A 13490-nucleotide genomic window follows, 5' to 3' on the forward strand; every position below is an offset into this window, starting at 1 on the left:
TTAATCTAATTTGCTATTGCTGAATTTTCTGCTTATTTGCTTGCTGGAAACCATTCCAAAACTTCTACTGCTTGATGGTCGCCACAAATACCGAATACCCGATTATCAACCACTTGGATGCCGCAAACCCCAAGATTGAGCTTGTCTGGAAATGGCCCTTTTAGGCTCGTACGAGCCACGATCATGGTCTTGCCATCATGTGCCGTAAAGGCGCCTGGATAAGGGGGTGCAACCGCTCTAACCAAGTCATGAACCTGTTTGGCGGTCTGATTCCAGTGAATTTGACCATCTGCAGGCTTTCTACCTCCAAAATAACTGCCTTTTTGGAGCTCATTTACCTTGCGAGGAACAGTTCCTTTTAAAAGGCTGGGCAAGACCTGGTCGATCACACTCACGGCAGCCTGACCGACCTTAGCAAAGACATCAGTAGCAGTTTCATCTGGGGCGATGCTGACGGCCGCTTGCCCAACAATATCTCCCGCATCCGGTTTTGCTTCCATGACGTGTAAAGTTGCGCCGGTCTCTGTTTCGCCATGCAGAATGGCCCAATTCACTGGCGCACGTCCGCGATATTTTGGGAGTAAGGAGCCATGCATATTGAGTGCGGCAATTTTGGCGCAAGCCAAAATCTGCTCCGGAATCATGAAGCGATAGTAGAAAGAAAAAATATAGTCAGGAGCTAAAGCTTGGAGCTTGGGAACTAAATCTATTAATTCATTAGCATTCGGAGTGACGTAAGAAATAGCTTTTTCTTGACAGAGCTTTTCAACGCTTCCAAACCAAACATTCTCATTAGGGTCGTCTTGATGGGTGACGACCAGATCAATCTGTATGCCCGCATTGAGAAGTGCTTTGAGGCAGTTAACGCCAACATCGTGATAAGCAAAGACGACTGCGTGCAATTATTTTTTCTCTAAAACGGTTTGCACCACATAGCGTGGACGTTTACGGATTTGCTGGTAGATGCGACCAATGTACTCACCTAAAAGTCCGAGCCCAAAGAGCATCACACCAATCAGGAAGAAGGTCAGGGCGAAGAGGGTGAATACCCCCTCAACCTCAGCGCCCAGAAGGAAGCGGCGAACTAGCAAGTAGGCAAATAAGCTACCAGCAGCAAGGGATAGCAGCATGCCGAGTATTGAGAAGATCTGCAACGGCATGACAGAGAAGCCAGTGACTAAGTCAAAGTTCAAGCGAATCAATTGGTACAAGCTGTATTTGGATTCACCCGCAAAACGCTCTTCGTGTTTGACAGTAATTTCAACTGGATTTGCAGAGAAGGTATATGCCAGTGCCGGGATAAATGTATTACTCTCATCGCATTGACGTACTAAGTCAACAATGCGGCGACTGTACCCACGCAACATACAACCTTGATCAGTCATCGTGATGCGGGTAATATTTTCACGTAAGCGATTCATGGCGCGTGAAGCGAATTTTCTGAAGAAGCTATCCCGACGGTCCGCACGAATAGTGCCTACGTAATCATGGCCCTTTAATAACTGCTCAGTTAAAGCATCAATTTCTTCGGGAGGATTTTGTAGGTCAGCATCCAAAGTAATGATGTGTTCGCCTTTGGCGTATTCAAAGCCAGCCATGATGGCCATATGTTGGCCAAAGTTGCTATGAAATAAAACTGCACGGGTTACATCAGGGCGTAACTCCACTTGCTTGGAAAGAATGCCGGCGGAACGATCTTTACTACCGTCGTTAACAAATACGATCTCATAGGTGATCTTGCGTTTGGCAGCTAGGGCATCCAATGCTGGATAAAGGCGATCAAATAAAGCCTTTAATCCGTCCTCCTCGTTGTAAACGGGAATAACAATGCTGAGTGTTGGGTTGGCAACTAAATTTGCAGTCATGCTGCAATTTTGCCTGATTCTTTGGGTTTAACCCAAGAACGCTAGTTTTTGCGGTATTTCTGCAAAATTCCGACCAATCCATTGGCTATACGGTCAATATCTTCATCTACCATTGCCGGAAATAAGGGGAGGGTGAGAATGGATCGACCAATGCGTTCGGCAATCAGAGTGTCTGAAGTTTTGTAGCCCTGGTTTTTATAGAGAGTGAATCCAGTAATGGCGGGGTAATGAACGCCAGTACCAATGCCCAAATCTTTTAGCTCCGTCATCACTTGAGCTCGATCCGTATTGAGCTGCTCGAGCGGCAAAACAACTTGAAACATGTGCCAGTTACTATCAGTGTAATTTTCTACTGGAAGTTCTAATTTCAAGCCTTCCAATCCAGCCGATTTTAATTTGGCACGAAGCACATCAAAGTATTGGTGCGCGAGTTCAGCACGACGTGTTTGATAAGAGGGAAGTTGCTTGAGTTGTTCAAGACCGATAGCTGCATTCACATCGGTCAAGTTATCTTTGCCGCCCAATACATCCACGTCCATGCCATCAATGCCTTGACGGGTTAATCCTTGCAGGCGAAATTTCTCAGCCAGTTTTGCTTCGTCGAGATTATTGAGAACAAGGCAGCCACCCTCAACAGTGGTGAGGTTCTTGTTGGCCTGGAAGCTAAAGCTCACCAGGTCACCAAAGCTACCAATCTTCTTACCTTGCCACTGAGAGCCAAAGGCCTGCGCTGCATCTTCAATTACACGAAGCTTGTGCTGTTTGGCTAGCGCATAGAGTTGATCCATATCAACAGGAAGACCAGCCAAATAGACCGGCATGATCGCGCGTGTCTTTGGTGTGATTGCAGCAGCCACTTTATTCAAATCAATATTGCGTGTAATGGGGTCAATATCCACAAATACTGGTTTGGCACCAACACCCAAAATCACATTAGAAGTTGCCACCCAAGAAATTGGGGTGGTGATCACTTCGTCGCCATCGCCAATGTCGGCAACTTGTAGAGCGATTTTCATAGTTGCGGTGCCATTGGCAAAACAGCGTACCGGACGACCGCCAAAGTATTGACTTAAAGCAGCTTCAAACTCGGCCAACTTGGGTCCGGATGTCACCCATCCTGAACGCAATACCTCTGAAACAGCATCAATGGTTTCTTGATTGAAGCTAGGGCGCGTGAAGGGGATGAAGTTTGTCATGGTGTCCTATATTACTGCGAGATATCTGGATGCTTGACAATGACCCTGCGTGAATCACGATCGACTTCCTGCATTGGGAAGCCCTGAGTCTTAAGCGCATCAAATTGCTCTGGAACCATAATGGCGTAGGCCGTTTGATCTTCTTGCCAGCGGGTAATAAAGGTGTCTAAGGTCGGCATCCAAAGTTCTGGCTCTTGATTAACCCCAAACTCAAGCTCATCGGGTGATTCAACCATGATCATCGTTCTGCCTAAATAGAAAGGCACGGTGTGATCTAAAAGACGCACTGAATAAAAGTTCACTTTTTCTGGAATAGAGACTTTGACTCGATCTACTAGATCGATACCAGAAACTGCGCGGCCCAATGTCTCGTGACCTGTTCCCGCGATGATGGCGCAGAGAAAGAACCCACCAGCAAAACTGACGATACTTTGAATGCCATTGCGTTTGCTTTGCCATGCTGCGTAAGCACTAAAGCTGACAAGCGCTACTAATGCAGCAATCACCCAATAGGTATATTGCGCATAAGCTTCAATCTCATCCGGTCTTGCTTGTTTGCTAATGGCATCTAAAAAGAAAAATCCAACACATCCCAAAATTGCAAAGCAAAGTGTCTGTAATTTCCATGGCAATGCCATGCTGTTGGTGTGACCAAGTAAGCGATCTAAACGATTGCCAATAATTAAAGCGAGCGCTGGGAAAACGGGGATGATGTAACCCGGTAGCTTGGAGTGCGATACGCTAAAGAATGCAAAGATCACAGCAAACCAGCAAACTAATAACCAGCCTGCTGAGAACTCACGACGGCGCTCGCTCCATGCTTGTGCAATGGCCCCCGGGACCTGCAGAATCCAGGGGATCAGGCCGATGAGGAGTAGTGGAACAAAGTAGTAAATCGGGCCAGTTCTGCTGTGATCATCTTGTGTGAAGCGCTGCAGATGTTCGTGAATAAAGAAGAACTCTAGAAACTCGGGATTGCGTTGCGCCACTAATACAAACCAAGGGGCAGTGATAGCTAAGAACAAAATAGTTCCGCTAAATAAACGTAAGCGCGTCCAGATTTTCCAGTCCCATGTACTAATGGAATAAGTAATAAAAACCATTGCAGGAATCGCTGCACCAATAACGCCTTTGGATAGCGTTGCTAGCGCCATAAAAATCCAGCAAGCCCACATCCAGTTGCGACAGTTATTTTTGTTATGGGAAGTTTGTGCAAGTAAGAGGCTGCAGAGAGCTGCCACCAAAAATGAGGACAAGCCCATGTCGAGCGAATTGAGGTGACCACTGATAATCCACATTGGGCTCGATGCCAATACAACAGCAGCCAACCATCCTGCTCTCGCGTTGAAGATGCGCGCACCAGTAAAGCCGACCAAAAGAATAGTTAGAAAACCCGTTAGTGCTGTCCAAAGGCGCGCTTGCCAATCGCCAATACCAAATGCCTGAAAAGCGGCGGCAGTTGCCCAAGCTTGAAGAGGGGGTTTTTCAAAATACTTGTAACCGTTGTAACGCGGAGTAATCCAGTCACCGGTAACCAGCATTTCTCGGGCTATTTCTGCATAGCGGCCTTCATCGGATGGGATGAGGTGGCGGTAATTGAGGGTGCCAAACCAAAGCAAGCCGTAAATAATGACCAGCAGCAAAATCTTTCCTGGGTGCAGGGCTGATGACTGCCGAATTTGGCCAAATTGCATTAAGTGGGTTCCACAATCAGGGCAAGCACGACCTGACGACCCTCGCCGACTAGGATGTTGTAGGTGCGGCAGGCAGCCTGGGAATCCATGATTTCAAAGCCAATTTTGGCTTCAATCAAGGATTTAAGTAGTTCTGGCTTGGGAAAGCGCTGGCGGCTACCAGTCCCGATAAGGATTAATTCTGGTTTTAAATCAACCATTTGCGAGAAATGACCGGCTTCTAAGCTATCAAATGTTTGCGCAGACCAGTTAGAGATGGCGCCGTCCGAGCTGAGAAGGACCGCATGGTCGTAAGGGATCTTATTGATCTCTACGTAGCCATCGCCATAGCCAGTGATCGTATTCGCTCCGGAATGGGGGTCAGATTGAATCTTCAAGTGGACTCTCTGTCATAATTATGTGGATTATAGCTAGCTGTTTTTTCTCATATTTCAAGAACTTACCCTTAAATTTATTGTGAAACCGATCCTAAAGTCCCAAAAGCTCGATAACGTCTGTTATGACATACGTGGGCCGGTGCTTGAGCTTGCTCAGCGCATGGAGGAAGAGGGCCACAAAATCATCAAATTAAACATCGGAAACGTAGGGGTTTTCGGTTTTGATCCCCCTGAAGAGATTCAGTTGGACATGATTCGCAATTTAAGCAATGCCTCAGCTTATTCTGATTCCAAGGGAATCTTTGCTGCTCGCAAAGCCATCATGCAATATTGCCAAGAAAAAGGCATTCAAGGCGTGACCTTGGATGATGTCTATACCGGCAATGGTGTTTCTGAGCTCATCGTTCTGTCGATGAACGCCCTCTTAAATGATGGCGATGAGGTATTGGTCCCAACACCAGATTACCCGCTTTGGACTGCTGCAGTCAGTTTGTCGAGTGGCACACCAGTGCACTATCTTTGTGATGAATCCAAAGAGTGGGCGCCAGACTTAAACGATCTCCGTAAAAAAATTACACCGCGTACCAAAGCGATTGTGGTGATTAATCCAAACAATCCTACTGGTGCAATTTACTCTAAAGAAGTATTGCTTGAGTTAACTCAAATTGCTCGTGAGCATGGTTTGATTTTGTTTGCGGATGAGATTTACGACAAGATGTTGTACGACGGTGAGAAGCATCTCTCATTAGCTTCTTTGTCTACAGATGTAGTCATTATTACCTTCAATGGCCTTTCTAAAAATTACCGTTCTTGCGGCTACCGTGCAGGCTGGATGGTGGTTTCAGGCGATAAGGAAATGGTCCGTGACTATATCGAGGGTCTCAATATGTTGGCCTCAATGCGCTTGTGTGCGAACGTGCCAGGTCAGTATGCAATTCAAACAGCATTGGGTGGTTACCAAAGTATTAATGATTTAGTGGGTGAGGGCGGCCGCCTTGCAAAGCAACGTGATCTTGCATGGAAACTCATAACTGATATTCCAGGCGTAACTTGCGTGAAACCAAAATCTGCTTTGTATTTATTTCCAAAGCTAGATCCTGAGGTTTATCCAATTAAAGATGATCAGCAATTTGTAGCTGATCTTTTAAAAGAAGAAAAAGTATTGTTAGTGCAGGGCTCTGGTTTCAACTGGGGCCAGCCTGATCACTTCCGTGTAGTGTTCTTGCCTCACGAAGATGTGCTCAAGGAGGCTATTAGCCGCCTTGCCCGTTTTCTGGAGCGTTATCGTAATAAGCACAGCCGTAAGGCTTCTTCAACTGCAGCAAAGGCATCATGAAACCGATTCAAGTAGGTCTATTAGGTATTGGCACTGTTGGTGGTGGCGTATTCACTGTTCTCGAGCGTAACCAAGATGAAATTACCCGTCGTGCTGGGCGCGGCATTCGTATTAATACAGTTGCTGATTTAAATGTAGAACGTGCCAAAGAATTGGTTAAAGACCGCGCACAAGTGGTGAGTGATGCCCGTGCCGTGATCAATAACCCAGAGATCGACATCGTTGTTGAGCTTATTGGTGGTTATGGCATTGCCAAAGACTTGGTTCTTGAAGCTATTGCTGCTGGTAAGCACGTGGTTACAGCTAATAAAGCCTTGATCGCCGTTCACGGTAACGAGATCTTTAAAGCAGCGCATGCTAAAGGCGTGATGGTTGCTTTTGAAGCTGCTGTTGCAGGCGGTATTCCGATCATTAAAGCTTTACGTGAAGGCTTAACAGCAAACCGTATCGAATGGATTGCCGGCATCATTAATGGCACTACGAATTTCATCTTGTCAGAAATGCGCGATAAGGGCTTAGATTTCGCAACAGTGCTTAAAGAAGCGCAACGCCTAGGCTATGCAGAAGCAGATCCAACTTTCGATATTGAAGGTGTTGATGCTGCGCATAAAGCGACCATCATGAGTGCGATTGCATTTGGCATCCCAATGCAGTTTGAAAAAGCACACATCGAAGGCATTACTAAATTAGATGCAATTGATATTAAGTATGCAGAGCAATTAGGCTATCGCATTAAGTTGCTTGGTATTGCCAAGAAAACCTCAACTGGTGTTGAGTTGCGTGTCCACCCAACCCTCATTCCTTCCAAGCGTTTGATTGCAAACGTTGAAGGCGCCATGAATGCCGTGCAAGTGTTTGGCGATGCCGTAGGAACAACTTTGTATTACGGTAAAGGTGCTGGCTCTGAGCCAACCGCTTCCGCAGTGATTGCTGACTTAGTGGATATCACTCGTTTACTAAGTGCTGACGCTGAACATCGCGTACCTTACTTGGCTTTCCAGCCAGATGCTGTTCATGACACACCAGTGCTCCCTATTGGCGAGATCACGACTAGTTACTATCTGCGCCTGCGTGTAGCGGATCAAGCAGGCGTATTAGCTGATATCACCAAAATATTAGCATCGCATGGTGTTTCCATTGATGCACTCTTGCAAAAAGAAGCTGATGAGGGTGAAAGTCAAACTGATTTAGTCGCTTTAACTCACGAGACTAAAGAAAAGAACATGCTTGCTGCGATTAAGGAGATTCAGAATCTCAAGACAGTTGCTGGCGAAGTGGTGAAGATCCGTTTAGAAAATCTGTCTTAAGTAAAACTCAGCAAAATATATGCGTTACCAATCTACTCGTGGCAATAGTCCACAACAATCCTTCTTAGAAATTTTGTTGGGTGGATTGGCGCCTGATGGCGGCTTGTATTTGCCTACACGGTATCCACAAGTCACTGCAGCGCAACTAGATTCTTGGCGTGGCTTGCCATATGCTGATCTCGCTTATGAGGTCTTGAGTTTGTATTGCGACGATATACCTGAGGCAGATTTGCGTGCAATCTTGCGTAAAACATATACAGAGCAGGTTTACTGCAATGGCCGTGCACAAGATAACGCTAAAGACATCACGCCTTTGCATTGGCTTGGTGAAGAGCAGGGAACACGTATAGGTCTATTGAGTCTTTCAAATGGCCCAACCTTGGCTTTCAAAGACATGGCCATGCAATTGCTTGGTAATCTTTTTGAGTACGCCCTCAAGAAAAAAGGTCAGCAGCTTAATATTTTAGGCGCTACATCTGGTGATACGGGTAGCGCAGCTGAATATGCCATGCGCGGTAAAGAGGGTGTAAAGGTATTTATGCTTTCTCCCCGCGGCAAGATGAGTGCGTTTCAGTCTGCACAAATGTATTCCTTGCAGGACCCCAATATTTTTAACTTAGCAGTAGCTGGTGTCTTTGATGACTGCCAGGATATTGTTAAGGCAGTTAGCAATGACCATGCTTTTAAAGCGAAGAACCAAATTGGTACCGTGAACTCCATTAATTGGGGTCGTGTAGTGGCTCAGGTGGTGTACTACTTTCAAGGCTATCTGCTGGCCACGAACTCTAGCTCTGAAAAAGTCTCATTCACCGTACCATCCGGTAACTTCGGTAATGTCTGCGCTGGTCATATCGCCCGCATGATGGGTTTGCCTATCGAGCATCTCGTCGTTGCTACCAACGAAAACAATGTATTGGATGAATTCTTCTCTACTGGTGTCTATCGTGCACGTAAGTCAGCTGAGACCTTGCATACTTCCAGCCCTTCGATGGACATCTCTAAAGCTAGTAATTTTGAGCGCTTCGTATTTGATTTTATGGGTAAAGATGGTAAGGTTACTGCAGCCATGTTCAAGCAAGTGGATGAGGCGGGTGGTTTCGATATTTCAAAAGAGGCGGTCTTTAAAGAGTTGGGTAAATACGGCTTTCAATCTGGCCGTAGCACTCACGAGAATCGCTTAGAAACCATTCGTGATATTGATCAACGCTATGGCGTCATGATTGATACCCATACCGCTGATGGCGTGAAAGTGGCTCGTGAGCATTTACAAGCCGGAATCCCGATGATCGTCCTTGAGACAGCGCTTCCTATTAAGTTTGAAGAAACAATTGAAATTGCTTTAGGCCGTCCTGCAGAATGTCCACCAGCATTTAAAGACATTAAATCTAAGCCACAGCGCGTAGAAAATATTGATGCCGACGTGAATCAAGTTAAAGCGTTTATCACTACACATCTAAGTTAATTCTTAACTTAGAAAATTTAAGCAATAAATAATCACCCCATGACAAAGCCACCGATGTTGACTGCGCAGCAGGCTTTAGATCACTTACTTTCTCATGCTCAAACTGTTAGTGAGAGCGAGAATGTTGCCATGCAGGCCGCTTTAGGCCGGGTGCTTGCTGAAAACGTCAATAGCCTTGTTGATGTGCCTCCACTCGATAACACTGCGATGGATGGATATGCGGTTCGCTCTGCTGATATTGCTACCCCAGGAAAATCACTCAATATTGCTCAACGTATTCCGGCTGGATCGATGGGAACCCCGTTGGAGTCCGGCACTGCCGCTAGAATTTTCACGGGAGCCCCTGTGCCTCCTGGTGCGGATGCAGTCGTGATGCAAGAGGATTGCACGCTAGAGGGTGAAAGCGGTCAAGTGACTATCAATACCGCTCCAACAGCAGGTCAGTGGATTCGTCGTAGAGGCGAGGATTTAACTGCCGGTAAGACTTGTTTGACTGCAGGCACTTTCTTACGCCCACAAGAGTTAGGCGTAGCTGCTTCAGCAGGTTTGACTCACTTAAATGTTAAACGTCGTGTTAAGGTAGCCGCCTTTTTCACTGGCGATGAAATAGCCCTTCCTGGTGAGCCATTAAAACCAGGTGGCATTTATAACTCCAATCGTGACACTTTATTGGCCTGCCTCAAATCTTTAGGTTGTGATGCTACTGATTTGGGTATCGTCCCAGATCGCTTGGATGCAACCCGTGCAGCATTGCGTAAAGCCAGCAAGGACCACGATTTAATTATTACCTCTGGTGGCGTCTCAGTTGGCGAAGAAGATCACATCAAGCCAGCAGTTACTGCTGAAGGAAGATTGGATCTATGGCAGATCGCGATTAAGCCAGGTAAGCCATTGGCATTTGGCGCAGTCCGAAAATCAGACGAACCTAAGAATGGTGAAGCTTGGTTTATTGGTTTGCCAGGTAATCCGGTATCCAGTTTTGTAACCTTCCTTTTGTTTGTGCGCCCTTTTATTCTGAAGTTGCAGGGCCGTGAGGCGGGTCTTCCTCAATCGTATTTAATGCGTGCAGATTTTGATTGGTTGAAAGCCGATCGACGCAATGAGTTCCTGCGTGTCAAATTGAATAGCAACGGCGGCTTAGATTTATTTCCCAACCAAAGTTCTGGGGTGCTGACTAGCGCCTCTTGGGGTGATGGTCTGGTCGATTGCCCGCCAAACCAGCCAATCAAAACTGGCGATTTGGTGAAGTACATCCCATTTGATGCGCAGCTCAAATAATCGGTTTAGGACTAGCTCATGAAACTCGAATTACGATTCTTTGCCTCACTACGTGAAGCGCTTGGCATCTCGCAAGAGAGTGTTACCACCCCGGTGACAGTAAAAACCATTGCCGATCTCAGAGCGCACCTCATTGAACGTGGCAATCCATGGTCTGAAGTCTTAGCGGATGGCAAAGTCTTGCGTTGCGCCTTGAACCAGCACATGGTTGATGCAAATACAGCATTGCAAGATGGTGCAGAAGTTGCTTTCTTTCCTCCGGTGACTGGAGGCTGATATGCCAATCAAAATCCAAGAGAGCGATTTTGATGTCAGCGCAGAAATATCGGCATTACGTAAAGGTGATCCGCGAGTAGGTGCGGTAGTTTCTTTCCTGGGCACCGTGCGTGATATGAATGACGGTAGCCAAGTAAAGGGTATGACGCTTGAGCATTACCCTGGCATGACTGAAAAAGCACTCCAAGAAATTCTGGATCACGCCAAAGCGCGCTGGGATATTTATCAGACATTAGTGATTCATCGTGTTGGGCCTTTATTGCCCGAAGACCAAATTGTCCTGGTGGCAGTCACTAGTGCACACAGAGGCGAAGCTTTTGCAGTTTGTGAGTTCATCATGGACTACCTTAAAACTGCAGCCCCCTTCTGGAAAAAAGAAGATACGCCTGAAGGGGCTCGCTGGGTTGATGCCCGTATTACCGATGAAGTAGCTCTATCTAAATGGAAGAAATAATGAAACATACCGCAGTCAGTAAACTCTTATTTTGTATGTCGATATTTTCTGTAGTAGGTCTATCTGGTTGCGGTGCGGGTGATAGCGTACAGGCGCAATCAACTCCATCTACTTTGGCAACAAAAGATCTTTCTGCTTTTGTGGATACGTATTGGTATGTACCAACAGATTACTTGCTAGCATATTCATATAGCCCCTCTGGAAGTCCTAAGGCTAGCGCCGTCAATGATCAAACTATTTGGCACTTTACATCTACAAATGGTGGTTATCTTTTAGGATGTTCTTTTGCAAGCACGAACAATGGTGCAAGCTGGTCTACCGCCACAATTATTGGTTCGGTTACAGCTAATAATTCTGTTTCTTTAGGTTTTTATGGATCAATGTTGACGGTTGGTTCGGGTCAATTAACTACCTCTAGCGGTCAACCGGCGTTTTTGATGCAGATGTCTACAGGTAATGGTTTGGGAGGCCTGACTCATTGGGCATATATGTTGCCCATCACTTCATCTAATTCTGCCTGGTCTAGTTTGCCTGGCACTAATAGTGTGAGCGTGCCAACAGCAACTGCTTCAGGATGCTAGATCAAATTCGTTTTATATAAGCAGCTTCCTGTTTTAAAAGATGAGCCACCCTCAGGGGTGGTTTTTTGTTTTTATTGGTGCACCAAGTGGCATCAAAATAAGTGTTTCTGCACCATCTCAGGGAATTCCTTAGTAATAACCCGCAAATTTAGATCAAAATGCATTAACAAAAGTATTTGGAAATTTTGATTAAACAAAGCTCAGGAGATTTACATGACAACAGCAGCATTGAGTACGGAAAGTACTAGTAGCAACCCCCTAAAGTCGAAATGGGTGCAATTGGCTTTAGGCGTCATTTGTATGATGTCCATATCGAGCCCTCAATATGTTTGGGCTTTATTTACTAAGCCAATCATGGGTCAGCTCGGTGTTACTTTGACTGAGTTGCAAATTACATTTTCGATTTTGATTGTGTTGCAGACTTTCTTCTCACCGTTTCAGGGTTACTTAGTTGATAAGTTTGGCCCTCGCCTTTTGTTATCCATCGGTACTATTCTGACCGGTGCAAGCTGGGTTCTTTCGGCTAACCTGACTACCGTATCTCATCTCTACCTCACCTATGGTGTGTTAGGTGGCTTGGGTACCGGTATTGTTTACATCGGCGTTGTTGGCTTGATGGTTCGTTGGTTCCCAAATAATCGTGGATTTGCAGTAGGTATGGTTGCTGCTGGTTATGGTATCGGCGCATTGCTGACAACCTTCCCTATCTCCACTAGCTTGACTGAGTCAGGGATTCAGGGCACGTTGACGTTCTTTGGCTACATCATTGGTGCCGTTGGACTATTGGCTGCTCAAGGCATTCGCGTTCCTCACGCTGATCGTGCACAAACTGCTGATCAAATCGAAGCTGCTGCATCGGGTGTTGCACCAAAGGTAATGTTGAAGACACCAGTTTTTTGGCTCATGTTTTTGATGATGTCCATGATGTCTACATCGGGATTGATGGTGATCTCCCAAATGGGCGCATTTGCAAAAGACTTTGGTATTACATCGGCCATGGTTTTCGGTATGGCGGCCTTACCTTTGGCCTTAACAATTGACCGCGTTACCAATGGTTTAACTCGACCAATATTTGGTTGGGTATCTGATCGTATCGGCCGTGAATACACCATGACGATTGCTTTTGGTTTAGAAGCGGTCGCTATGTTTGCTTGGGTAATGACACGTTCAGATCCTGTCATGTTCGTATTGCTCTCAGGTATTGTGTTCTTTGGTTGGGGTGAGATTTTCTCTTTATTCCCATCTACTTTGACGGATACTTTTGGTCAAAAGCATGCCACAACAAACTACGGTTTCCTGTACATGGCTCAAGGCGTTGGCTCTATTGTTGGCGCACCAGTTGCAGCCTACATTCATGGTGTTACAGAAAGCTGGCTACCAGTGTTTGGTATCATGATCGTATTAGATGCGACTGCAGCTATCCTAGCGTTCTTCGTACTACGCCCAATGCGTGCTAAGTATTTGAAGACCCGTGCTGCATAAGTGCTAACTCAGTGGTAATTTGAAATTCGAAGTTAGAAAAAAGGCTACCAACTTGTGAACTGACCCACAAAAGTTGGACAGTTTAATTAGGTTAGCACGAGGGATTGAGTTCGGTAATTAACCGGGCTCAATCCCTTCAGTTTTTGTTTGATCCGATCATGGTTGTAATAGTCGATATATTC

At 46.0% G+C, this 13490-nt stretch carries 14 protein-coding genes; 8 read left to right on the forward strand and 6 right to left on the reverse strand.

From position 1 onward, the window contains the following. Positions 1-32: 32 nt before the first annotated feature. From ICN44_RS11095 to ICN44_RS11115, 5 genes are read right to left on the reverse strand one after another with little or no spacing between them, the layout of a single operon-like run. Complete coding sequence (locus tag ICN44_RS11095; protein ID WP_216263994.1) at positions 33-902, reverse strand: formyltransferase; 870 nt, start codon at positions 900-902, stop codon at positions 33-35. Then, positions 903-1865, reverse strand: coding sequence for a glycosyltransferase (locus tag ICN44_RS11100; RefSeq protein ID WP_216263995.1), 963 nt, complete (start codon positions 1863-1865; stop codon positions 903-905). Positions 1866-1906: 41 nt separating this feature from the next. Further along, on the reverse strand, positions 1907-3061 hold the full coding sequence (locus tag ICN44_RS11105) for a DegT/DnrJ/EryC1/StrS aminotransferase family protein (RefSeq protein ID WP_216263996.1): 1155 nt from the start codon (positions 3059-3061) through the stop codon (positions 1907-1909). Positions 3062-3072: 11 nt separating this feature from the next. Continuing rightward, positions 3073-4755, reverse strand: a complete 1683-nt coding sequence (locus ICN44_RS11110) for a glycosyltransferase family 39 protein (RefSeq protein ID WP_216263997.1) — start codon at positions 4753-4755, stop codon at positions 3073-3075. Continuing rightward, on the reverse strand, positions 4755-5132 hold the full coding sequence (locus ICN44_RS11115; protein WP_216263998.1) for an Mth938-like domain-containing protein: 378 nt from the start codon (positions 5130-5132) through the stop codon (positions 4755-4757). The genes ICN44_RS11110 and ICN44_RS11115 overlap by 1 nt, the downstream gene beginning before the upstream one ends. Before the next feature lie 79 nt (positions 5133-5211). On the opposite strand from ICN44_RS11115, the gene ICN44_RS11120 reads away from it, so the two are divergent. From ICN44_RS11120 to oxlT, 8 genes are all read left to right on the forward strand, one after another. Further along, a complete protein-coding gene (locus tag ICN44_RS11120; protein WP_216263999.1) occupies positions 5212-6468 on the forward strand; it encodes an aminotransferase class I/II-fold pyridoxal phosphate-dependent enzyme in 1257 nt (418 codons plus the stop codon). Beyond that, positions 6465-7775, forward strand: coding sequence for a homoserine dehydrogenase (locus ICN44_RS11125; RefSeq protein ID WP_215359431.1), 1311 nt, complete (start codon positions 6465-6467; stop codon positions 7773-7775). Before ICN44_RS11120 ends, ICN44_RS11125 begins: the two co-directional genes overlap by 4 nt. A gap of 19 nt (positions 7776-7794) precedes the next feature. After that, positions 7795-9237 carry a threonine synthase gene (gene thrC, locus ICN44_RS11130; protein ID WP_216264000.1) on the forward strand — a complete coding sequence of 481 codons (1443 nt, stop codon included), beginning with the start codon at positions 7795-7797 and terminating at the stop codon, positions 9235-9237. Between the two features lie 54 nt (positions 9238-9291). Further along, entirely contained in the window at positions 9292-10515 is a 1224-nt protein-coding gene (glp, locus tag ICN44_RS11135) for a gephyrin-like molybdotransferase Glp (RefSeq protein ID WP_216264014.1), read from the forward strand. Positions 10516-10533: 18 nt separating this feature from the next. Then, positions 10534-10791 (forward strand): molybdopterin converting factor subunit 1, encoded by a 258-nt coding sequence (gene moaD / locus ICN44_RS11140; protein WP_216264001.1) that lies wholly within the window; start codon positions 10534-10536, stop codon positions 10789-10791. 1 nt (position 10792) lies between these two features. Then, positions 10793-11245 (forward strand): molybdopterin synthase catalytic subunit MoaE, encoded by a 453-nt coding sequence (moaE, locus tag ICN44_RS11145; protein WP_216264002.1) that lies wholly within the window; start codon positions 10793-10795, stop codon positions 11243-11245. After that, positions 11245-11826, forward strand: coding sequence for a hypothetical protein (locus ICN44_RS11150; RefSeq protein WP_216264003.1), 582 nt, complete (start codon positions 11245-11247; stop codon positions 11824-11826). Before moaE ends, ICN44_RS11150 begins: the two co-directional genes overlap by 1 nt. A gap of 213 nt (positions 11827-12039) precedes the next feature. After that, a complete protein-coding gene (gene oxlT, locus ICN44_RS11155) occupies positions 12040-13308 on the forward strand; it encodes an oxalate/formate MFS antiporter (protein WP_216264004.1) in 1269 nt (422 codons plus the stop codon). Positions 13309-13394: 86 nt separating this feature from the next. Here oxlT and ICN44_RS11160 read toward each other — a convergent pair. Beyond that, positions 13395-13490 (reverse strand): IS3 family transposase (locus ICN44_RS11160; RefSeq protein ID WP_216205431.1); only part of this gene is annotated, 96 nt, incomplete at its 5' end.

The organism is Polynucleobacter sp. JS-Fieb-80-E5 (genome assembly GCF_018882015.1).
GTDB lineage: Bacteria > Pseudomonadota > Gammaproteobacteria > Burkholderiales > Burkholderiaceae > Polynucleobacter.